The sequence below is a fragment of the Helicobacter sp. 13S00401-1 genome (assembly GCF_002272925.1).
Taxonomy (GTDB): Bacteria; Campylobacterota; Campylobacteria; order Campylobacterales; family Helicobacteraceae; genus Helicobacter_I.
This window is the reverse complement of the sequence record NZ_MLAR01000007.1, coordinates 17,396-39,548: the sequence shown is the minus strand read 5'-3', so window position 1 is coordinate 39,548 and position 22,153 is coordinate 17,396. Positions and strand designations below refer to the sequence as shown.

Annotated in this window: 20 protein-coding genes and 3 tRNA genes; 7 read left to right on the top strand and 16 right to left on the bottom strand. The window is 35.2% G+C overall.

Annotated features, from left to right (window positions below):
* Positions 1-25: 25 nt before the first annotated feature.
* The 3 genes from BKH43_RS05020 to BKH43_RS05010 are packed head-to-tail and all read right to left on the bottom strand — an operon-like array spanning position 26 to position 3,348.
* A complete protein-coding gene (locus tag BKH43_RS05020; RefSeq protein ID WP_095229221.1) occupies positions 26-598 on the bottom strand; it encodes an adenylate kinase in 573 nt (190 codons plus the stop codon).
* Positions 595-2,364 carry an aspartate--tRNA ligase gene (gene aspS / locus BKH43_RS05015; protein WP_095229219.1) on the bottom strand — a complete coding sequence of 590 codons (1,770 nt, stop codon included), beginning with the start codon at positions 2,362-2,364 and terminating at the stop codon, positions 595-597. Before aspS ends, BKH43_RS05020 begins: the two co-directional genes overlap by 4 nt.
* A gap of 9 nt (positions 2,365-2,373) precedes the next feature.
* A complete protein-coding gene (locus BKH43_RS05010) occupies positions 2,374-3,348 on the bottom strand; it encodes a chemotaxis protein (RefSeq protein WP_095229217.1) in 975 nt (324 codons plus the stop codon).
* A gap of 202 nt (positions 3,349-3,550) precedes the next feature.
* Here BKH43_RS05010 and cysE point away from each other — a divergent pair, with 202 nt between their 5' ends.
* The 7 genes from cysE to BKH43_RS04975 all read left to right on the top strand — a co-directional run bounded on the left by cysE (position 3,551) and on the right by BKH43_RS04975 (position 7,444).
* A complete protein-coding gene (gene cysE / locus BKH43_RS05005) occupies positions 3,551-4,492 on the top strand; it encodes a serine O-acetyltransferase (RefSeq protein ID WP_095229215.1) in 942 nt (313 codons plus the stop codon).
* Between the two features lie 63 nt (positions 4,493-4,555).
* Positions 4,556-5,764: a saccharopine dehydrogenase family protein gene (locus BKH43_RS05000; RefSeq protein ID WP_095229213.1), complete on the top strand. Its 1,209-nt coding sequence runs from the start codon at positions 4,556-4,558 to the stop codon at positions 5,762-5,764.
* Positions 5,765-5,957: 193 nt separating this feature from the next.
* Positions 5,958-6,263, top strand: a complete 306-nt coding sequence (locus BKH43_RS04995; protein ID WP_095229211.1) for a F0F1 ATP synthase subunit C — start codon at positions 5,958-5,960, stop codon at positions 6,261-6,263.
* 180 nt (positions 6,264-6,443) lie between these two features.
* A complete protein-coding gene (locus tag BKH43_RS04990) occupies positions 6,444-7,019 on the top strand; it encodes an isochorismatase family cysteine hydrolase (protein ID WP_216358493.1) in 576 nt (191 codons plus the stop codon).
* A 137-nt stretch (positions 7,020-7,156) separates the two neighbouring features.
* A tRNA-Leu gene (locus BKH43_RS04985) sits at positions 7,157-7,241 on the top strand.
* 28 nt (positions 7,242-7,269) lie between these two features.
* A tRNA-Leu gene (locus tag BKH43_RS04980) sits at positions 7,270-7,356 on the top strand.
* A gap of 11 nt (positions 7,357-7,367) precedes the next feature.
* Positions 7,368-7,444 (top strand) — tRNA-Arg (locus BKH43_RS04975).
* A gap of 228 nt (positions 7,445-7,672) precedes the next feature.
* Here the strand turns inward: BKH43_RS04975 and BKH43_RS04970 are convergent.
* From BKH43_RS04970 to BKH43_RS04910, 13 genes are all read right to left on the bottom strand, one after another.
* Complete coding sequence (locus tag BKH43_RS04970) at positions 7,673-9,961, bottom strand: UvrD-helicase domain-containing protein (protein ID WP_095229209.1); 2,289 nt, start codon at positions 9,959-9,961, stop codon at positions 7,673-7,675.
* Between the two features lie 25 nt (positions 9,962-9,986).
* Positions 9,987-10,802 (bottom strand): flagellar motor switch protein FliY, encoded by an 816-nt coding sequence (fliY, locus tag BKH43_RS04965; protein ID WP_095229207.1) that lies wholly within the window; start codon positions 10,800-10,802, stop codon positions 9,987-9,989.
* Positions 10,799-11,863 carry a flagellar motor switch protein FliM gene (gene fliM / locus BKH43_RS04960; protein ID WP_095229205.1) on the bottom strand — a complete coding sequence of 355 codons (1,065 nt, stop codon included), beginning with the start codon at positions 11,861-11,863 and terminating at the stop codon, positions 10,799-10,801. The genes fliY and fliM overlap by 4 nt, the downstream gene beginning before the upstream one ends.
* A gap of 2 nt (positions 11,864-11,865) precedes the next feature.
* Positions 11,866-12,555 carry an RNA polymerase sigma factor FliA gene (locus BKH43_RS04955; RefSeq protein WP_095229203.1) on the bottom strand — a complete coding sequence of 230 codons (690 nt, stop codon included), beginning with the start codon at positions 12,553-12,555 and terminating at the stop codon, positions 11,866-11,868.
* 8 nt (positions 12,556-12,563) lie between these two features.
* A complete protein-coding gene (locus tag BKH43_RS04950) occupies positions 12,564-12,878 on the bottom strand; it encodes a hypothetical protein (RefSeq protein WP_095229201.1) in 315 nt (104 codons plus the stop codon).
* 22 nt (positions 12,879-12,900) lie between these two features.
* Entirely contained in the window at positions 12,901-13,773 is an 873-nt protein-coding gene (locus BKH43_RS04945) for a P-loop NTPase (protein WP_095229325.1), read from the bottom strand.
* A gap of 167 nt (positions 13,774-13,940) precedes the next feature.
* On the bottom strand, positions 13,941-14,588 hold the full coding sequence (locus BKH43_RS04940) for a Crp/Fnr family transcriptional regulator (RefSeq protein ID WP_095229199.1): 648 nt from the start codon (positions 14,586-14,588) through the stop codon (positions 13,941-13,943).
* A 15-nt stretch (positions 14,589-14,603) separates the two neighbouring features.
* Positions 14,604-15,536, bottom strand: a complete 933-nt coding sequence (locus BKH43_RS04935) for a thiamine-phosphate kinase (RefSeq protein WP_095229197.1) — start codon at positions 15,534-15,536, stop codon at positions 14,604-14,606.
* 9 nt (positions 15,537-15,545) lie between these two features.
* A complete protein-coding gene (dxr, locus tag BKH43_RS04930; RefSeq protein WP_095229195.1) occupies positions 15,546-16,730 on the bottom strand; it encodes a 1-deoxy-D-xylulose-5-phosphate reductoisomerase in 1,185 nt (394 codons plus the stop codon).
* Between the two features lie 9 nt (positions 16,731-16,739).
* Entirely contained in the window at positions 16,740-17,525 is a 786-nt protein-coding gene (locus tag BKH43_RS04925; protein WP_172402319.1) for a phosphatidate cytidylyltransferase, read from the bottom strand.
* 122 nt (positions 17,526-17,647) lie between these two features.
* A complete protein-coding gene (gene aroQ / locus BKH43_RS04920; protein WP_095229191.1) occupies positions 17,648-18,136 on the bottom strand; it encodes a type II 3-dehydroquinate dehydratase in 489 nt (162 codons plus the stop codon).
* 204 nt (positions 18,137-18,340) lie between these two features.
* Entirely contained in the window at positions 18,341-20,026 is a 1,686-nt protein-coding gene (locus BKH43_RS04915; protein WP_095229189.1) for a lactate permease LctP family transporter, read from the bottom strand.
* A 420-nt stretch (positions 20,027-20,446) separates the two neighbouring features.
* Positions 20,447-22,135, bottom strand: a complete 1,689-nt coding sequence (locus BKH43_RS04910) for a lactate permease LctP family transporter (protein ID WP_095229187.1) — start codon at positions 22,133-22,135, stop codon at positions 20,447-20,449.
* Positions 22,136-22,153 lie beyond the last annotated feature (18 nt).

Below are 22,153 nucleotides of genomic sequence, written 5' to 3'. Positions count from 1 at the left end.
TTAATTTTGTATTTTGAGTAATGATTTATATTTTAGATTCTATATACTTTTGCATATCTGCTACTATCTCATCTATGCCTCGTTCGCCATTTATCTTGTGCAGTAAGTTTTTATTAGCATAAAACTTCTCTATCTCTTCAAGTGGCTCTAAGTAAACATGCATACGATTTTTAAAAACTTCTTCGTTATCATCACTACCTCTAGCCCGTCCCAAAACTCTATCTTTTGCGGTAGCTTCGCTAACTTCTACTTCTATAATGCTTTGAAGTTTTACATCATCTCTCATACTTAAAACACTATCTAGCTCTTTCATCTGCTCTACGCTTCTTGGATAACCATCTATCAAGATAACATCTTTTGGCGCTTCAGCTATAGCGTGGATGATAGTTTGCACAACTATGTGAAGGGGTACTAACTGACCTTTTGAAGTAAAAGATTCTATAAGTTTGCCTCTTTCGCTCCCACTTGCGCTTTCACTTCTTAGCAACTCACCAGTTGAGTAGTGCACAGCTATATCAGATCGGTTTGCTGCTATACGCTCAGCATCCGTAGTTTTACCACTACCTGGGGCTCCTATGATTAAAAACAGCTTCTTCACTTAATCTCCTTTGTGTTAGTTTTAATATGAAGCTCACGTAATTGCTTAGAATCTATATGACTTGGTGCATCAGTTAGCAAACAAGTTGCTTTTTGCGTTTTTGGAAAGGCTATAACATCTCTTATACTACTTGACTTACTAAGCAACATTACTAATCTATCAAGCCCTATAGCTATACCGCCATGTGGTGGTGCTCCAAAACGTAACGCTTCTAGTAAAAAGCCAAATTTTTCTTGCGCATCTTCTTTACTTATACCTAAAAGATCAAAGACTTTTGCTTGCACATCTTCTTTGTGTATCCTAATGCTACCTCCTCCTAACTCTATACCATTTAATACTATGTCATAAGCAACTGAAGCCATCTTTAAAGGCTCTGCATTAATATCTTTTGGCTTAGTAAATGGGTGATGTAGGCTTTTAAAGCCCTCTTCATCTTTTTCAAACATAGGAAAGTCTACCACCCATAAAAAGCTTAACTTATCTTCATCTATAAGTTTTAAGTCACTTCCAACCCTTAGTCTTAAACGTCCCATATAATCTAGCACAGTAGCCTTAGCTCCCGCTCCAAAAAAGACTACATCACCTACTTTTAGATTTAAAGCCTTTAACATAGAATCTAAACTAGTCTCACTTAAAAACTTAACTAGCGGTCCTTTTAAGCCATCTTCTTTATACTGTATGTAAGCTAAGCCTTTAGCACCAAAGTCACGCACAAAAGATTCTAACTCAGAGTAGGTTTTGCGAGTAAAGATACTATCAGCATTTGGCACTACTAGGGCTTTTATAGAGTGACCACCTTCTCTTTCATTTTTACCATCTTGAGAAAGTAAGGCTATATTTTTAAATATCTCATTATTAGAATCTAAAAAGTACTCACTTACTTCAGCTAAAGGCAGGCCAAATCTCATATCAGGCTTATCACTTCCATATAAGTTCATAGCATCTTCATAGGTCATACGTGGTATAGGTAGATTTACTTTCTTGCCACAAGATTCAAAGATAGCTTTTATTAGATTTGAAGCTAGTTCTATGATGTCTTCTTCATTACAAAAACTCATCTCTATATCAATTTGCGTAAACTCAGGCTGCCTATCAGCGCGCAAGTCTTCATCTCTAAAACACTTTGCTATCTGAAAGTACCTATCAAAACCACTTACCATTAAAAGCTGTTTGAAGATCTGCGGGCTTTGAGGAAGGGCGTAAAACTCCCCAGCGTGCACGCGTGAAGGCACTAGATAGTCCCTTGCTCCTTCAGGAGTTGCTTTAGTTAGTATGGGGGTATCTACTTCTATGAAGTTATTTTCTACTAAAAAGTTACGAGTTACATTGTTAACCTTAGATCTAAGCTTAAAAGTTTCTATGTTTTTAGGAGCGCGCAAGTCAAGATAACGGTACTTTAAACGCAACTCTTCATTGACATTAAAATCGCCTATGGCAATAGGTGGAGTTAAAGACTTATTTTCTATAACTAACTCATCTAAAACTATCTCTATATCGCCAGTTTTAAGCTTAGGGTTACTTAACCCTTCACCTCTTGCTCTAACTTTGCCTTTAGCAACTAGCACGTACTCATCTCTAACACTTGAAGCGACACTATGTGCCTTAGAGCTTGGGTCACAAACTAGCTGCACTAAGCCACTAACATCGCGAAGATCTATAAATATAAGCCCTCCATGATCTCTATAAGTGTTACACCAGCCACAAACTGTGACCTCTTTATCTATATCTTTTTTGCTTAAGTCAGTGTTATAAGTTGTTCTAAGCATGTACCTACCTTAATTAATATGTTCTACTTCTATATTTAAAACTTTTTTCAAAGCTTCTTCTATCTCCCTAGGATTAGATTTAGTGATAAAAGCACTAGCCCTTAACTCCCTAGCTTTTTCTATGTTGGAATCATTGCTCATAGATGAGTTTATGATGACTGGAAGCTCTTTTGTTCTTGGGTTATTTCGTATAGCTTTTAATACCTCATAGCCTGATATAACTGGCATCTCTAAGTCTGTTATAACTGCGCCCACTTGAGCTAAAGCCCCTGGACTATTAAGATACTCTAGTAAAGACTTACCATTAGCAAAAGTAAAGTACTTTAAGCCAAGATGTTCCATGATGGTTTGTAAAGATTTTTGTGCAGGCTTAGAATCTTCAGCTAAAAGGATAATCTTATCGCTATCTATAAACTTCAGTGAGTTTAGTTCTAAGTCTCTAGAATCGTCTATATGAGGGAAGGCATCAAGTAGCATCTTTTCTACATCTAAGATCTGAACTACATTGCCATCATCAAATTTAGTAGTAGCAGTTATCTTATCATCACTTCCACCAAAACCTAGCTCACTGCCAACTGATATCTCATTCCAACTTTTTTGGATTATACGTTTAACGCTATAAATCTTAAGTCCAACTGTATGTTCTGAAAAGTTGCATATAACAACTAAGCTTTTTTTAGAGTTATCAACAGAGTAAGATTTTAGATCTTTGTTAGGCTCTTTTGGATTAAAGTAAAGCCACCTTCTCATATCTAATAAGGGTATACTTTCTCCTCTAACTGTTAAAAAACCTAAGACTATGCCGTCATTTTCTCCAGCTGTTTCAGCTAGATCTCCATCATAGTAGATTATCTCTCTTATCTTAAATACGTTCATAGCATAAAGTTGATTGCTTCCTTTAGTATCTTCTTCTAATGTGAAGCATAGAAACTGGACTTCATTATGCAAATGTAAAGAGGTAGTTTTGTCTATATTACTTATCAAAATCGCTCCTAGGCTTGTATAAAATGCTTGCTTTATGAGGTTAGAAACTAACCCAACTTAAGCTTTTTTAGAATCTAAAATCAGGCTATTCTAACAAAAAAACACTGTTTAAAATATAAATAAGTCTTAATTTTAAAGCCACGCTATAATGTATATGGCTGTAAAGATTTTTAAGGAAAATAAAATTTATTAAGGATATATTATGCAGACACAAATAGATCCCTTAGACAAAGGCATATTTTCACTCATAAGAGAAGACCTAAGTATACCAAGATTAAAAGACCCAGCCTTTAAAAGCAGAGTCGAGCTTTTTTTTAACTACCCTGGAGTTATGACTATCTCCCTTCATAGGATAGCCCATAGACTTTATATAAAGAAGTGGAGAACACTGGGTCGTATCATCATGGGTTTTTGCCAGTTTGCTTACAATATAGACTTGCACCCTGCAGCAGTTGTAGGAAGAAAAGTTTTCATAGATCATGGCATAGGTGTAGTAGTTGGAGAAACTGCCATCATAGGTGATGATGTAACTATCTATCAAGGAGTTACTTTAGGAGGGGTTAGTTTGGAAAAGACTAAAAGGCATCCTACTATCTTAGAAGGGGCAGTTATAGGAAGTGGCGCAAAAGTCTTAGGAAACATTACTATAGGTAAAAATGTAAAGATAGGATCAAACTCAGTTGTAGTAAAAGATGTTCCAGATGACTGCGTGGCAGTTGGGATACCAGCTAGGATCATAGATAAAAATAAGCATGAAGATTCTAAAGAAAGTGAAGCCAAAAACACTAGAACAAAACTTCCAGATATAGATAAAGAAATGTTTGCTTACATACTTTGCAAACTAAAACTCTATGAGCAAATAGTTAATGCAGTAAGTGATGAACATGGCAACATCAATATAAAAGATCTTTGCAAAGAGCATGGTAAGTATAAAGAACAACAAGTTAAGCTAGATGAGGTCTATGACATATTTTTAAAAGCAGTTAAAGCTGATGAGCCAAAAGAGCATGATGGGGAAAAAGATGCCAAAGAAGAAGAGAATAAAACTAATGAGACAGTTCTAAAAGATACCCCAGAATACACAAAAACTAAGGATGCTTTAAAAGATAAAGAGCTAAAAGATGACACTACAAGTTCGAAATAATATTGTAATCTTTGCACTCTAAAATCTTAAACTTAAATATAAATACTTACTAAAAGGAAACAAATGACAGTACTACAAATAGGGGCCGGAGGAGTTGGAGGTGTCGTAGCACACAAACTTGCTATGAATAAAGATGTATTTAGCAAGATTATCCTTGCTTCAAGGACGCTTGCAAAGCCACTTGCCATAGCAAAAAGTATAAAAGAAAAAGGCCTAGGAGATATCATCACTGAAACAGTTGATGCTGATAAAGTAGATGAGTTAGTAGCTTTGATAGAAAAATATAAACCAGTAGTGGTTATAAATGTAGCTTTGCCTTATCAAGACTTAAGCATAATGCAAGCTTGTATCAAAACTAAAACTAACTATCTTGATACTGCAAACTATGAGCATCCTGATACTGCCCGTTTTGAGTACAAAGAACAGTGGGCGCTAAATGACGCCTTCAAAGAAGCTGGCATTTATGGCTTGCTAGGTAGTGGCTTTGATCCAGGAGTTACTAATGTCTTTTGTGCTTACGCGATGAAACACTACTTTGATGAAATAGAATCTATAGACATCCTAGACTGCAATGCAGGCGATCACGGCTATGCTTTTGCTACTAACTTTAACCCTGAGATTAACTTACGAGAAGTTAGTTCAAATGGGCGCTACTGGGAAGAAGGAAAGTGGATAGAAACAAAGCCTATGGAGATAATGCAAGTTTGGGACTATCCAGAAGTTGGCAAAAAAGATTCTTATTTGCTTTATCATGAAGAGCTTGAAAGCTTAGTAAAACATATCAAGGGCTTAAAGCGTATACGCTTTTTTATGACTTTTTCACAAAGCTATCTAACTCATATGAAGTGTCTTGAAAATGTAGGCATGCTTCGCATTGATGAGGTTGAACATAACGGTGTAAAAATAGTCCCTATGCAGTTTTTAAAAACCCTACTTCCAGACCCAGCAAGCCTAGCGCCTAGAACTAAGGGCAAAACTAATATAGGCTGCTACTTTAAAGGCAAAAAAGATGGCAAGGAAAGAACTATTTATATCTATAATGTCTGTGATCATGAAGAGTGCTACCGTGAAGTAAACGCACAAGGTGTAAGCTACACTACAGGTGTTCCAGCAATGATAGGCGCTAAACTTATAGCTACAAAAGTTTGGAGTGGTGAAGGTGTGTTTAATATGGAACAAAATGACCCCGATCCTTTTATGAGCGAGCTAGATAAGCAAGGTCTTCCTTGGGTAGTGCTAGAAAATGGCAAGGTTATTAAAGATAAAAGATAAAAGGGCTTTATGATCTTAGAATCTAAAAAACTAGATTTTACTAAATTAAAAGCTTTAGAGTTTAAAGTACCATTTTAAGGGTCTTAAAAAGCCTTAACTTTAAACTTTTCTTAATCAAACTTATTAGATAATGCAACTACAGAGTTTAAGTAGGGGTATGGATCCGAACGACTTTGATATACAAGGAGACTTAATGAAATTATTATTTACTGTGCTTGCCATAACTGGCTTTGCATTTGCAGGTGAGATAGGTGGGAAAGAGTTTATACAAGCCTTTTCTGTAGTTGGAGCAGTTGTAGGCTTAGGTATAGCCGCTCTTGGTGGTGGTATAGGTATGGGACACGCAGCAGCAGCAGCTATAACTGGTACAGCTAGAAACCCAGCACTTGGTTCAAAACTTCAAGCAACTATGTTTATCGCCATAGCACTTATTGAAGCACAAGTTATCTATACACTTGTTTTTGCCATCATCGCTTTGTATGCAAATCCATTCTTATAGAATCTAAAATCTTAAAAACTATAGAGGGAAGATATAAGTAAGGTTATAAAAATCTTACCTTTCCTATCAAGTACTAGCTACACCTAGTACTTTTTTACACTCACCATACTTAATATTTCATACTACATAGCTATAATGCAGCATCTCACAAAGAGATAAAACACAAAAAAGGATGCAGTTATGGAAGATATGCTAAAGGGTCTTGATAAGAAAAAAGTTGCCATCATAGTTGTAGATATGTTAAATGACTTTGTGACTGGATCTTTAAAATGTGAGAGAGCACAAGATATCATACAAAATATAGTCAAGCTTTTAGATTCTGCAAGGGAGCATAAGATCCCAGTTATATTTTCAAATGACGCTCATATAAAAGGCATAGATCATGAGTTAGCTCTCTGGGGAGACCACGGCATAGCTGGCACTAAAGGAGCTGAAGTTATCCCGGAGTTAAAAGTAAGTAAGATAGACTTTATAGTGCCTAAACGAAGATATAGTGGCTTTTTTGCAACACATCTTGACATACTGCTTAGAGAGCTAGATGTTGATACTTTAGTTATAACAGGGCTTCATACTAATATCTGTGTAAGGCACACAACTGCAGATGCTTTTTGCCTAGGATATAAGATAATAGTTCCAAGTGATGGGACTAATGCCTTTACAGAAAAAGACTACGAGGAAGGATTAGAGTACCTAAAAATGGTCTATGGCGCAAAGATAGTAACTGTAGAGGAGTTAGTTAAGTTTTTTGATAGATAAAGTTTTTACCTTAGGATTTTTAAGAATCTAAATTTCTTCACATAAAATATGCTAGAATGAGCATCCTTGATTTTACTAATTTTTATTAAAATCTTAAGGTGTTTCTAGCATTTTAATTTAAAATGCTTATGGTTTAAGCACTGGTGGTGGAATGGTAGACACGCCATCTTGAGGGGGTGGTGAACTTCGTTCGTGCGAGTTCAAGTCTCGCTCAGTGCACCATTTAGCTTTTTTAGCTTTTATATCTTTAGCCGGAGTGGTGAAACTGGTAGACGCGCTAGACTCAAAATCTAGTAAGGGCAACCTTGTGTCGGTTCGAGTCCGACCTTCGGCACCATGTATAAATATGTCTTAATAGCTCAGCCGGATAGAGCGTATGATTCCTAATCATAAGGCCGCAGGTTCAAGTCCTGCTTAGGACACCATTTTTTATACCTACTCTACTTTTCAAATCCTTACTTTTATAAAAAACTTAAACTATATAGATTTATACGCTAAGAGTAAAGTGATAACAAAACAATATAGACTTTCTAAGCAGAAAAAATAAAACTAGATTCTATAAGCAAATTTAAGCTCGCATAAACTAGCTTAACTTATAAATAGTTTATTGACATATAACACTACTTACTAAATAGTTAGCTATAAAAACTACCCTAAACCTTACTAAAAACTTTAGCGATCTTAGATTCTAAGATAGTAGTTATAATCTTAGATTTTAAAGTACTTAAAGCATCATCATAGATAAGCACTAAAGGGTTAAACTCTAAGTTTTGAAAAGGCTTGCTAGCAAGCACTAAAGAAGTATCTTCATTTAAACTTTCTTGTACGCTGAAGCCTTCTTTATTTAAAAGCTTAGTTATATCTTTTAAGTCTTTTAAGTTTTCATCTAAGTAGATATTAACTAGGCTTGGATCTAGTGCATAGCTAAACTCTCTAAGCTTACCGCCAAAGTTTACTTTTAAACTCATCTTAAAAGTGTCGCTTTCCACACTTTCAACTACGCCTATGCCAAGGATGCTGTGTTTTAAGATGTCATTACGTTTAAGGTCTAGCTCTTTTACATCAAGCCCTTTTTTCCTTTCAAATTTAAACTCAAACTCTGGAGCTTCACTTTTTAATCCAAGTAAATCTCTAACTTTGCACTCTTTTATAAAGCGAGATGTTGGGGTTTGCTTTCTTGTGCCGTGATGAAGTCTATTTTTAGCACTACTTAGATAAAGGCCTTCTTTTGCGCGCGTAAAAGCAACATAAGCAAGACGTCTTTCTTCTTCTATGTTATCTTCACTAACTGGTAAAAAGCCTTCATTAAGCCCAAGTAAAAAAACATGCTTAAACTCCAAGCCCTTACTTGAATGTATATTTAAAACAGACACTTCTTCACTATAAGCGCTTTCATCACTGCTTGAACTTAAGCTTATCTCATCTAAAAAGCGCTCTAAGTTTAAACCTTGCTCGTGCATATCTTTACAAAGACCTAAAAGCTCATCTATATTCTGCCGTCTTGAGTTAGCTTCTTCGCTTACATCTTTATCTGGGATTAGCTTAATGCTTCGTTTAAAGTTAGATGAGACTTCATAGAGGTTAAGATTAAAATTAGATTCTATAAAATCAAAAAACTCTTTTAACTTAGCATAATGTTTAGTAGTGCTTAATAAGCCCTTTTTATAAGCTTCATAAACACTTAACCCACTAGCACTTTCCATGATGATATCTAAGCCTTTATCTCCTATGCCTCTTTTTGGTGAAGAGATAGCGCGCAAAAAAGAATAGTTATCATTAGGATTAATCATAAGTCTAAAGTAAGCTAAAACATCTTTTACTTCAGCCCTCTCATAAAAGCGCATAAGACCTATTAACTTATGTTTAATCTTATATCTATTAAGCGTGGCTTCTATAACGCGTGAGAGGGCATTAACCCTAAAAATGATGGCTATATCTTTATAGCTAACACCCTTAGTTTTTAGCTCATGTACTGCTTTGCAAACTAGCTCAACTTCTTCATACTCGGAAAAAGCGTCATTATAAGTTATGCTGGCTTTAGATTCTATAGTTGGGCGAAGTACTTTATTTAGCCTAGTTTTATTATGCATGATAAGGTTGTTAGCAAGCTCTAAAATCTCTTTTTTAGATCTATAGTTAGATTCTAACTTTATAGCCTTAGCATCAAAGTCACTTTGGAAGTTTAAAATGTTTTCTAATAGCGCTCCACGCCACTCATAGATACTTTGATCATCATCCCCTACTACACAGATATTATTATGCTCACTGCATAAAAGCTTTATAAGCTCTAACTGAAGCAAGTTAGTATCTTGATACTCATCTACCATTATGTACTTATAACGACAAGATATAGCCCGCCTTAAAGCATCAAAAGATTTAAGCACCAAAGCTGGCATCAAAAGTAAATCATCAAAGTCTACTAAATTATTAAAAGCTAGGTAGTCTTCATAGTCTTCATACAATTTTGATTTTAAAGGGTGTTTTAAACTCAAATCTTTTGGGGTTAAAAGCTTATTTTTAGCATTACTTATAAACTCACGTACATTATCTATCTTTTCTTTATTAATCTTTTTGATAATGTCTTTTTGGTCATTAGAATCTATTATTACAAAGTTTGTATTTCGCTTGTTATCTAGGCTTTCTATGTACTCACGTAAAAAGATAAGGCCAAATTTATGAAAAGTACAAAGAAGAGGGTCAAGCTTTTCTTTAGATTCTATTAAAGCTAGTGCACGCGTCCTCATCTCGCTTGCTGCTTTGTTAGTAAAGGTAAGTGTTAAAGTATTATAAGGGTTTATGCCTGCTTTATCTATCATGTAAGCAAGCCTGGTAGTGATAGTTTTAGTCTTGCCACTTCCTGCCCCTGCTATGATTAAAAGAGGGCCCTCTATATGGGTAGCTGCGTAGCGCTGGGCTTCATTTAAAGAATCTAATATATCCATAAGCCATGCTTTATATGCTTAGTCATTAGCCTTTTAACTGCTCTAGTCTTTCTTTTTTAGTAGCTATCTCAGTTATCTGAACTGCAAAGTTTCCATCCACTACCACAACCTCGCCCTTAGCTATTACTTTATCATTAACTAGTATCTCAAGTGGGTCGCTTGCTAGCTGGTTTAGCTCTATAACGCTTCCTATATCCATAGATATAACGTCTTTTAAAAGCATGCGTTTTTGACCTATGCGCACTTTTACATTTAAGCCTATGTCTAAAAGCATAGCTATGTTTTTAAGCTCTCTTTCATTCAACACTGGCTTTGCTTGGCTTTGAGGTTTTGGGGCTTCTTTAGATTCTAAAAGATTATCTTGGATTAATAGATAAAAACTAGAGTTTAAAGAATCTATATTTATAGAAAACTTATAAGCCTTATCATAGATAGTTAAGTTAGCTTCAGATTCTACAGTTTGTAAATTCTCTACATTAAAACTATACTTTGGTAATGAATCTTGAGAGTTTAAAGTAGTGCTTAGTGAGCCTAAGACATTATTAATAATCTCTTTTAAAGCATCCTTATCATCTTCTTCTAAGTTAGCTTTTATAGCCCCATCCCCACCTAACATCATATCAGGCAAGGCAGTAGCTAAGTCATAACCCATAATAAAGCTAAGTTTAGAAGCAACTTTGGAATCTAAGATAACATTTACACTAACAACTACAAAAGGTGGGGTTAAGATGTCATTACTTACTTTGCTTTCCCCTTTGTACTCTAAAACAGCATCCCTTCCAAAAAGGCCTTCTAGCGTACCTTTAAACTCTCTAAGTACTAGATCTAAGAACTCTTTCATACATCTTCCTCTTGTATATCATTAACTTTTGACTTTCTTTGAGTTTCAAGCATCTGTATAACTTCTTTTAGTTTATCTTTTTCAGTTCTTATCTCTTCTTTTATCTGTATGGTTTTTCTATATCGTTGAAGACCGATACTTGCTGCATACTTTTCTCTACCATCTATATTAACTGTAACTACATCATCAGCTACTTTATCTAGTCTTATGACATCTCCAACTTTTAACTCTAAGATATCTTTTAGGCTTATATTTGTACTGCCTAAGATTGCAGAGACATTAACATCTGCCCCACCGATTAAAGCTTGCAATTCTTTATTACGTGACTTTTTACCACTAGTCTCACTCATAAGCAAATCTCTACTTGCAAGACGACTTAGTATAGTTTCAAGAGATATAACTGGATAGCAAAGATTCATCATCCCACTACTATGCCCTATCACTATTTCCATAACAACCATTACTACTACTTCATTTTGTGCAACTATTTGAACTACGTTTGGGCTAGATTCTTTAGCATCTACACTTGGGAAGATATCTGCTATAGGCGCCCAAGCTTCTTTTAGATTTTGCATAATCTGACGTAAGATAGTATCTAGTAAGTTAAGCTCTATGTTTGTAAACTCGCGCGTTCCTTCATACTGATCACCCCTACCACCTAAAAGCCTATCTATCATAGGAAAGGCAATAGTTGGGTTTATCTCACATACTCCAGCACCATCCATAGGCTTCATGGAAAAAACGTTAAAACTAGTAGGAGTTGGAAGGGACATTAAAAACTCACCATAAGTCATCTGGTCTACTGAGTGAAGTTGGATTTCAACTATACTTCTCATGATGGCTGATATCTGGTTAGATAAGTTTCTAGCCATCTTATCATGTATGCTTCTAAAACTTCTTAGCTGCTCACGGCTTACTCGATTTGGCCTTCTAAAGTCATATACTATAACTTGCTTTTCTGTTGCAAGGTCTACAAGATCCCCACCTTCAAATCCATCTCCGTCTTCATCCATAACATTTAGTAGGGAATCTATCTCTTCTTGACTTAGAATCTTAGCCATGGTTACGCTCCTAGGGACTTTCTAATTTTTTTAATGACCTCTTTTGAGATTTGTGAGATTCTAGATTCTGTGATATCTAAAACTTCGCTAATCTCACTCAAACTTAGCTCTTCTAAATAATAAAGCTGTATAACTAACTGCTCCCTTTGGCTTAAAGTACTTAAGATCTTTTTGACTGAATCTAAAACTTGTGCATGCTCACACTCTTTTAGTATATCACCCTCTTCTAGAGCGTTATACTGCTCATCTATGGGTATAACTGTATAGATATCTGCAGCTATGCGTGCTTGTTTGATCTTATCTAAGTCTTCATTTAACACTTCTGCAAGGTACTCATTACTTGGTTCTTCTTCATGGGTATTAAAGTATTTTGATACTTCATAGTCTATAGCCTTAACTAGCCTTCTTGAAGCACGAGATAACACATCTAGACTTCTTAGATAATCAAGCATAGACCCATTAACCCTCTTTCTAGCATAACCCCAAAATGAATCATTCTTAGTGCTATCATAACGACGAGAAAGCTTTATAAGCTCTTCAGTGCCAATTGACACAAGATCGTTCATATCTATAGAACTAGGTAGTCTTTCTTTTAGCTTAAAGGCCATAGCCCTAACAGCAGGTATGTACTGCAATGCTAGCTCATCTTGAGAATCTCTAAGGTACTGATCATAGTGGTTTTTTGACTTCATCTTTTTCTCTAGTCTGAACTCTTTATGCTTTTTATGAAATTTCTAATATTTTGCACTTCTTTTTCTTTCTTATCGAACTCTTTTCGATAGTACTCAAGACTGTCTTCTAGTTTTTCTTTTGGCATATCACGCTCTTTACTTAAATCAACAAAACGAGAGTAAATAGACACGCAAGCTATGACTATAAGATAGATTCCAGCTGTGGCTAGGATAACCCAAAGTATGATAAGTGCTGGGTCATTAAACTTAACTAGACCAAACATTATCCCTATGAAAAATCCACAGACAATAGAAAAGCTTATGAAATTTTCCTGTCTTAACATGTTGCAAATCCTTTTGTAAAGCCTATATATAACTTAGCATACGCCTAAAAAAGCTATTAAAGCCTTTACGGTCTGAAAGCATGTTTTGTTCCAAACTGTTAACTTCATTATGAAGTCTTAATGCGATGTCTCCTAACTCTACAGATACTGGGTTAAATGGCTCAACTTTAGCTATAAGAGATCTATTTCTAGTGGCTCTATTTACAGCTGCATTACTCTCTAACCCTCCAAGGAACTTAAGGTTCATAGTGGGGATATTTTTCTTAGCTATGGTTTGGATTCTAGAAAAAACTGACTTTGCCTCGCTTTGATCTTTGCACATATTTATAATCATAAATATCTCAGACTTAGAATCTGCATTAATCTTAATAGTAGTATAGGCATCAGTTATGGCTGAAGGATCTGGCATGGTAACTACGATTATATACTCGCTAGCTTTTAAAGTGGCTTGATTAAGCGCGCCTATGCCTGCTCCTGTATCTATGATAAGATAGTCTAGAGTGTCAAGTATGGAACTTTTATCAATTATAGATTCCACTATGTTGTTTTGTGCATACTTTAGTATCTCTTCGCCACTATCGCCAGGTATAAGATATAAGTTTTGATCAACTTTATGGATAATATCATCTATGCTAGCATAGCCTTTTAAAACATCTAAAAGGCTATGTTCTACCTTAACGCCAAAGATAAGATCTAAGTTAGCTAAGCCTATATCAGCATCAAAAACTCCAACTTTATAACCTAGCTTACTAAGCTTGTATGCGAGGTTAGCACTGATTGTAGACTTCCCTACTCCACCTTTGCCTGAAGTTACGGAAATATACTTAATGTTAGATTTATTGCATTTACGTTTGTCTAGTAGGTCATCTAACTTTTTAGCTTGATTATATGCCATTACTAACTCCATAAATAAAATCTTCAAAAACCATATACATAAGTCCCTTCAGTCCCTTTCAAGGATATCAAACTAAATCTTTTTAAACTTTTTTGGAGCCTTTATTAGCCCTCTTTGTAAAGCCAGTAGCAAAAAGTATACCTTTAAACCAAACTTTTAACAAACTTTTAAGATTCTGAGATATCTTTTAAGAATTCTAAATCAAGTATTTCTATTTTACTTTTTACCATATTAATAGCACCTTCTTCTTTTAAAATCTTAAGATTACGATTTAAAGTCTCTGGTGTTATAAAAAGCTCTTTTGCAATCTGCTTTTGATTTAGCATATTAAGCCTAGCTTCATTTAAAATTATATACCTTGCTATCTTTTGCTTAGCTTTTAAAATCATTTTATTAGAGATTATCCCCTCTAATATCCTTATCTTTTCAGTTAAAGATATCACAAAGCTTTTTAAAACCTGTTTATTATCTAAAAACTTCTCAAATCCTTCATAGTCTATGCTTAAAACTGTACTATCCCCTTCAAAGATAGCTGTGGCTGGAAAGATTCCATGTGCAAAGTAGACTACTTCAGCTATCAATGATATGCCTTGTAATCTATGTAAAACTATCTCATTAGAGTTATTATCAACCTTAAAAAGCTTTATCTTCCCATCAAGCAAGATATAAAGCCTACTTGGTCTTTCGCCCTCATAAAAAAGCACATTATCTTTTTTATACTGCACTATATTACTTATTAAAAGTAGTTCATTTAAAAGCGAATCATCTAGTGACCTAAAAATATCTATACTTTTTAATAATTTCTTATCTAACACTTGCTTAATCTCCTTTTACTGATGCCAAACATTATATTTCACCCTAAGCTTTTTAATGCATCCAAAGCTACCAACATCTACAAGGGCTATCCTATGTCTTTTTGCCTGTCTTTGCAAGGCAAGTTTACTGGCCTTATTATAGGCAAATAACATCTCATACTCTTCGCCACTTTTCCAAACTTTAGAGTTAAGTTTTATAAAAGATTTTAAGCCTAGTTTATTGCTAGATTCTAAATACTTCACTTCACTAGCTAAGCCGTCTGAGATATCTAAGCCTATAAGCATGTGTTTTCTAGCATCTTTTATAAAACTTCCACGTAAACTAGGTTCTAAAAATCTCTTATCTCTTTTATTGTGCACTAGCTTATGAGGGTATCTTAAAAGTGAAGTAAGTGTTTTTAGTGAGCCTCCTAAGTCTTTAGTGCGCGATCTTGTATAAGCTAGGATAGCACCTTTTAAGTGGCGATTTTTCCTACTTAAAAACCTTCTTTTATCTAGCTTTCCAAAAACTACTATATTTAAGCTTAAAACTTTGCCACTAGTTGTATCTCCACCTATTAAAAAGATTCCATGTTTCTTACAGATACTAGCTATAGACTCTGCTAGCTCTTTTACTTCTAGCTTAGTTAGACTAGGAAGAGAGATACTTAAAAGGGCGTATTTTGGAGTTGCATTACAAGATAGCACATCTGAAAAGTTAACTAAAAAAGCCTTTGTTGCTATATCTTTTAAAGACATCCACTCCCTTTTAAAGTGAACTCCTTCTACAAAGCTATCAAAGCCTACTACTTTACTTTTATAGTCTAAAACCTCATGCTCTTCTAATCTATGCTTAGTTTTTAAATATGTTAAGTTAACGCAGTCATCGCCTACACCTTTAAACACACCTAGTTGTCTAAGAGTATCTAGAAAATACTTTTCTTTGTTAAAACTTACTTTAGTAAACATAAAAAAGAGTTAAGCTAGATGTCTTTGAAGACGTTTTATCGCTAGATCTTTAGCAGCCTTATGAAGGTCTAGTAAGTCTTTTAAATCTTCACCTATCTTAGAATCTTTAAAAGTTTCTAGGGCAAAACTTACTATGTCTAGTATCACTTTTAAAGGGAGATTATCATTTAAAAAGCCTTCAACTGCTACTTCATTGCTAGCATTAAGCACAGCACCTAAATATGGCTTTTCTAATAGCAAGTCTTTATATCTCCATAAAGGATATAAGTCACAGTCTATATCTCTAAAGTCTATTTTTAGCAAATCTTTTAAATCTAGCTTTTTGATTATAGGCTTTTCAAAAGCCTCTTTACCTGCTATCCCAAAGCTAAGAGGTAGCTTCATGTCTGGACTTGCTAAGTGGGCTAGTAAACTTCCATCTTCTAGTTCAACTAAGGAGTGCACACTTGAGCTTCTTTCAATCAAAGCATCTATCTTTAGCTTAGGATTTATATCTTTAAAAAGCCAGTAGGTTTCAAGAACTTCATAGAGTTTATTAACCATAGTAGCACTATCAATTGTTATGCGTGCGCCCATCTTCCAGTTTGGATGGGCTAAGACACTTTTTAGTTTAGATTCCATAATCTCGCTAGCACTTTTATCTCTTAAAGCCCCGCCGCTTGCAGTTATAACTAGCCTAGAAACACTACTTTTTTTAGTACTTAAGCTCTCTAAAAGATACCAAAGCCCAAAGTGCTCACTATCAATTGGGATAATCTTACTTGTCTCAAGCCTGCTTCCAGCTATCACTAAGCTTTCTTTATTAGAAAGTATTAAGCTTTTATCTAAGTCTAGGGTTTTTAAGCTAGCGTGCAAGCCTGCAAAACCAGATATGGCGTTTATCACACATCTTGACTTAGCAAGACTTAACATCTCTAAAAGCCCTTCTTCTCCTACAAATACCTTAGCCCCCCTAGCTTCTAGCCTAGCTAAATCCCATTTATTAGCTATGCATACTAGGCTTGGGTTATAAAGACTTATTTGCCTATTAAGCAAGTCTATATTACTGCCTGCACTTAGGGCTTCTATCTTTTTATCAAAAGCGGAGATAACTTTTAGGGCATTAACCCCTATGCTACCTGTTGATCCAAGTAATACAAAGGAGTTTTTCAAAAAAGATTCTATGTTTTTAGAATCTAAAGTACTTTCTTCCATAACTTTTTTTCACACCAAAACATAAAAGACTAAAAGCATAGCTATAGCACCAAATAAAAGCCCATCTAGCCTATCTAGCACTCCACCATGCCCAGGCAGCAAACTTCCAGAATCTTTTACATCAACACTTCGTTTCAAAAAGCTTTCATAGATATCACCTAAAACACTAAGCACACTTATAATAAAACTAAACACCAAAGACACCCAAAAGCCTTCAACTACACCTAGCCCTACTAAAGAGCCTATAGCACTACCTATGATAACACCTATGATAGTTCCTTCTATAGTCTTATTAGGAGATGTTTTTGTTAGCTTATGCTTGCCAAACTGCCTACCTCCTATGTAAGCTAAGGTATCAGTTAAAGCCACTACAACTATAAGCCATACAAAAGCATAAGTGCCAAAGTTAGCATAGATATCATAAAGGGCTAAAAACATAACACTAGGATATAAAAAAGGTTTTATCTCATTAATCTCATTTCTTTCTTCGCTCTCTCCTCTAAAAGCCTTTATCCCGCTTAGTAAAACCCAAGCAAAGATTCCAAGATAAACTGGATGAGAAACAAAGTAAGCAACTACCCATATAACTATTGAGATGATGATCTTTTGAATGTTAAAAGAAGTTTTATATAAGACACAAGCCTCTTGCATGCCTATAAGAAAGATTATCCCTAGTATGGCCCAAGTAAGGATTAGGTTATCTATCCATAGGATGATAATAAGGGCTATGATTAAAATCACACCTGTTATTAAGCGATTTTTACTGCTTTTTAGCAGCTCTTTAAATGAACTCAAATTACTTTCCTTGACTGACATGATTTAGTATTTAAGTATAAAAAATGCTTTGTGTCAAATTTATGCTTTTTATAGAAGGAATCCCCTTTAAAACTAAAAGGGATAAGTTTTAAAGCTTAGGTTTAGGCCTGAGGATTATTAGCTTGTTGTTCTTGACTTTCTTTAAGCTGCTTAATCTCTTGGATAATATTAGTTAAAGCTAATAGTCCTAAGTGATAGCCTAAAGGTCCAAAGCCAGCTATAATCCCAACGCTTACTGCAGCAGTGATGGACTTCTGTCTTGATTCTTCTCTAGCTTGTATGTTGCTTAAGTGAACTTCAACGACAGGCACACCACAAGATGCTATAGCATCAGCTAAAGATATAGATGTATGAGATAAACCACCTGGATTCATTAAAACACCTTCATACTCTCCACCAACACACTCTTGAATCTTATCTATAATCTCACCTTCGTGGTTACTTTGTAAAAAGTCTAGTTCAAGTTGGTTTTGATTAGCCCATATTTTCATGTTAGCATGGATTTGCTCTAAGGTCAAAGTGCCATAGATTCTAGGGTCTCTATGTCCTAACATGTTTAGGTTTGGACCTTGTATAACTAAAATTTTCATTGATTTATCGCTCCTAATTGAGATTTTTCTATTCTAACAAAAAATACTTGTAAATGCTTTTTTTAGCAAACGTTTACACAAAGTCTCTTTAAACTAACTAAGTTTTAATATCTAGCCCCAAATATCTAATAAAAATATCTAACCAAAGCAAAACACCTTAGCCCTAAGATTAAGGCTAAGGTCAAATAATATATCCCTATTAAGTTAGCTTACATAATGAGCTATATTAACTATCATGCTAGGGAAGACGTAATAGACAACAACAGCCCAAATACTCATAAGTACAACCAGCCATACTGAGTGTATAACTACTTTTCTAAAGAGTGCAGATTCTTGACCTACTATACCAACAGCAGCGCACGCTACTGCGATAGATTGAGGGCTTATCATCTTACCTACGATACCACCAAAGGAGTTAAGCGCTAGATAGAAAACTTCTGGGACGTGAAGACCTATGGCAGTTGCTTGTTGAAGAGTTCCAAAAAGCAAGTTTGAACTAGTATCAGACCCTGTTAAGAAAACACCTATCCAACCAACTATAGGCGCAAAAAAGGTATAAACATGTCCAGTTTGAGCTAGGGCTAGACCCATAGTATCCCCTGCTCCACTATACTGAGTGATAAAAGCAAAGCTTACAACTAAACCTATAGTAATAATTGGAATCCACATCTCTTTAAAAGTATCAGCTATAGCAGCACCAACAACTGCAGGTTTTGCACGAAGCACGAAGATACTAATAATACCTGCTATTAAAAGCGCAGTTCCTGTAGCATGTATGATGTCCCAAGTATAAGTTGTAGCTATAACTTTTGGTGTAGCTGTAATTGGCGCTGCGCTAAAGATAGTACCAGTTATAAAAGGCATATGCCAGCTAATATTTGTTAAAGCTAAAGCTCCACCGGCTTTAAAAAGATCTTTAAACCATGGAGTACTCCAAATAACTACAGCAATAATTAATAGCACAAAAGGTATCCAAGCAAGTACTACTTTACCTGCAGGATGACGTTCTGGCTTAAAGTTAGGATCTAACTCTTTACCATCAGTTCTAAATATCCTTTTTGGCTTCCAAAACCTCATAAACACAGCAGTTAGCACCAAAGATATAACAGATGGGATGATGTCTCCTAACTCAGGCCCTATATAGTTTGTAGTAAGGTACTGAAGGATGGCAAAACTAATGCCTGCTACAAGAAGAGCTGGCCAAGTTTCTTTTATACCCTTCCAACGATCCATTAAAAATATCATTACAAATGGTAAAAGGATGATAAATGGAGGAAGCATCCTACCAACCATAGCTGATATACCACTAGCTGGCATGTCTACAAGGCCTGCCATAGCAACTATAGGTATACCAACTGCACCAAAGGCAACTGGTATAGTATTACCAACTAAACATAAAGATGCAGCATATAGCGGTCTTAAACCAAGACCCACCAAAAGGGCAGCAGCGATGGCCACAGGAGCACCAAAACCTATAGCACCTTCTAAGAAAGCACCCAAACAAAAAGCAACTAATATAACTTGGATTCTATGATCTGGAGTGATAGTCATAACGCTATCTTGAAGTATCTTAAAATAACCAGTCTTATCAGATAGTTTAAATAAGAAAATAGCGGCAATAATTATCCACGCTATAGGCCAGATTCCATATAAAAAGCCCTTGATAAAAGACATAATGACCATGCCAAAAGGCATTTTGTACATAACAAGTGCAATTATGATGCTTAAGATAACTGTTAAAAGAGCGGCTAACCACCCCTTCATCTTAAAAGCAATCAAACATAAAAAAAACAAGATAATAGGCAATAATGCAACAAAACCACTAAGCCATAAGTTGCCCAGCGGGTTATAGTTTTGCAGCCAGTGTGCTGATGTTTCTGCTATTCCCATTTAACTTCCCTTCGCTAATTAAAATTTTTAATCTATCTATGTAGTGTCAAAAATAGCAAAAACATGACACCAAGACGGAATGATATTAGTACTTTATTTGCTAAATACAGCTTAAAAAAATAATTTTTTGCATGTTTTAAATCTCTATATATGTAAAAGAGTAAAGTATAAGCATAAAAGTAAAGTAGGTTTCACTTAGGATATGCAAGGAATTATTATTCTTAAAATTAAAGAGCAAAAATGTAGTAAAAAAAGGATTCTATAAAACTTGATGTATAAGCTTGTTTAGATGTCTACATTACTTTGTAATTTTTCCTAGTCTATTTTAAAAACAAAGTTAAGAAGCTTAAAGATTAAGTAAAAAGCAAAACAAGACTTTAAAAAAAGTCTTGTTTTTAAGGCTAGATTAAGGCACTAGTTTTAGTGCGTGTAGTTTGCGATATCTACTATCATGCCTGGGAAAACATAAGCTATAAGACTTACCCAGATTCCTATAACTATAACAAAGCCTATAGAGTACTTAACAGCGTATCTAAATAGTTCAGATTCTCTACCTACTAGACCAACTGCCGCACAAGCTATAGCTATACTTTGAGGACTTATCATCTTACCTACAACCCCACCTACTGAGTTTGCAGCAAGAAATAAGACTTCTGGCATGCCAAGACCTTTAGCGGTTGCTTGTTGAAGCGTACCAAAGAGTAAGTTAGCTGATGTATCAGATCCTGTTAAGAAAACACCTATCCAACCAACTATAGGTGAGAAGAAAGTAAACACACCACCAGTTTGTGCTAGTGCTAGACCCATAGTAGCCCCTGCTCCACTATACTGAGATACAAAAGCAAAGCTTACAACTAAGCCTATAGTTATGATAGGTATCCACATCTCTTTAAAAGTCTCTGCTATAGAGCTTGCTATGATGCTAGGTCTTGCACGAAGAGCAAAGATGCTAATGATAGCTGCTATAAAGATAGCAGTTCCAGCTGCACTTATGATATTCCATGTATAAGTAGTATTTATCACTTTTGGTGCTTCTACTAATGGAGTATTTTGCAAGATGGTGTTGAAGATATAAGGCATATGGAAGCTTATATTAGTTGCACTTAGTGCTCCACCTGCTTTAACTAGGTCTTTAAACCAAGGAGTGCTCCATATAACTACAACGATGATTAAAAACACAAAAGGCATCCATGCAACTATAACTTTACATATGTGATGCTTTTCTCCTGCGTCTAATGCCTCTTTTGAAGTATCTCCATCAGTTCTAAAGATATTTTTTGGTTTCCAGAATTTTAAAAATATAGCTGTTAAGAAGATAGAAACTATAGCTGAGATGATATCTGGTAACTCTGCACCTAGATAGTTAGAACTAAAGTACTGAACTAAAACAAAGCTTATAGCTGCTACAAACACTGCAGGGAAAGTTTGTTTAACACCCCTCATACCATCCATTAAAAATACTATAAAGAAAGGTACAAAGATAGTCAAAGGAGGAAGCATCCTACCAACCATAGCTGAGATTGCATCAGCTGGTACGCCTACAGAACCCGCCAAAGCTATGATAGGAATCCCAACTGCACCAAAGGCAACTGGAGCAGTATTAGCTATCAAACAAAGGCCTGCAGCATAAAGTGGTCTTAATCCAAGACCAACTAAAAGCGCAGCAGTGATAGCTACTGGACCACCAAAACCTATAGCACCTTCTAAGAAAGACCCAAAACAAAAACCTATTAATACAACTTGGATTCTATGATCTGGAGTTATATGCATAACGCTTTGTTTTAATACATCAAAGTAACCAGTCTTCACTGAAAGCTTATATAAGAATATAGCCGCAACAATTATCCACGCTATAGGCCAAATACCATATAAGAATCCTCTAACAAAGGACAATATAACCATGTTAAAAGGCATCTCATACATAAAAAGTGCTATCAACATACTAAGTATAACAGTGAGCAAAGATGCAAGCCATCCTTTTACTTTAAACACAACTAATGCTACAAAAAACAAAATAATTGGCAAGATCGCTACTAGCCCACTAAGCCATAAATTGCCTAGTGGATCATAGTTTTGCAGCCATTGTCCAGATACCTGCTCAACACCCATTTCTTCTCCTTGATTTTA

Excerpts from the sequence above, each read along its gene's own strand:
- aspS (WP_095229219.1), bottom strand. The coding sequence starts at position 2,364 with ATGCTTAGAACAACTTATAACACTGACTTAAGCAAAAAAGATATAGAT.
- cysE (WP_095229215.1), top strand. The coding sequence starts at position 3,551 with ATGCAGACACAAATAGATCCCTTAGACAAAGGCATATTTTCACTCATA.
- BKH43_RS05000 (WP_095229213.1), top strand. The coding sequence starts at position 4,556 with ATGACAGTACTACAAATAGGGGCCGGAGGAGTTGGAGGTGTCGTAGCA.
- BKH43_RS04995 (WP_095229211.1), top strand. The coding sequence starts at position 5,958 with ATGAAATTATTATTTACTGTGCTTGCCATAACTGGCTTTGCATTTGCA.
- BKH43_RS04990 (WP_216358493.1), top strand. The coding sequence starts at position 6,444 with ATGGAAGATATGCTAAAGGGTCTTGATAAGAAAAAAGTTGCCATCATA.
- BKH43_RS04970 (WP_095229209.1), bottom strand. The coding sequence starts at position 9,961 with ATGGATATATTAGATTCTTTAAATGAAGCCCAGCGCTACGCAGCTACC.
- fliY (WP_095229207.1), bottom strand. The coding sequence starts at position 10,802 with ATGAAAGAGTTCTTAGATCTAGTACTTAGAGAGTTTAAAGGTACGCTA.
- fliM (WP_095229205.1), bottom strand. The coding sequence starts at position 11,863 with ATGGCTAAGATTCTAAGTCAAGAAGAGATAGATTCCCTACTAAATGTT.
- BKH43_RS04955 (WP_095229203.1), bottom strand. The coding sequence starts at position 12,555 with ATGAAGTCAAAAAACCACTATGATCAGTACCTTAGAGATTCTCAAGAT.
- BKH43_RS04950 (WP_095229201.1), bottom strand. The coding sequence starts at position 12,878 with ATGTTAAGACAGGAAAATTTCATAAGCTTTTCTATTGTCTGTGGATTT.
- BKH43_RS04945 (WP_095229325.1), bottom strand. The coding sequence starts at position 13,773 with ATGGCATATAATCAAGCTAAAAAGTTAGATGACCTACTAGACAAACGT.
- BKH43_RS04935 (WP_095229197.1), bottom strand. The coding sequence starts at position 15,536 with ATGTTTACTAAAGTAAGTTTTAACAAAGAAAAGTATTTTCTAGATACT.
- dxr (WP_095229195.1), bottom strand. The coding sequence starts at position 16,730 with ATGGAAGAAAGTACTTTAGATTCTAAAAACATAGAATCTTTTTTGAAA.
- aroQ (WP_095229191.1), bottom strand. The coding sequence starts at position 18,136 with ATGAAAATTTTAGTTATACAAGGTCCAAACCTAAACATGTTAGGACAT.
- BKH43_RS04915 (WP_095229189.1), bottom strand. The coding sequence starts at position 20,026 with ATGGGAATAGCAGAAACATCAGCACACTGGCTGCAAAACTATAACCCG.
- BKH43_RS04910 (WP_095229187.1), bottom strand. The coding sequence starts at position 22,135 with ATGGGTGTTGAGCAGGTATCTGGACAATGGCTGCAAAACTATGATCCA.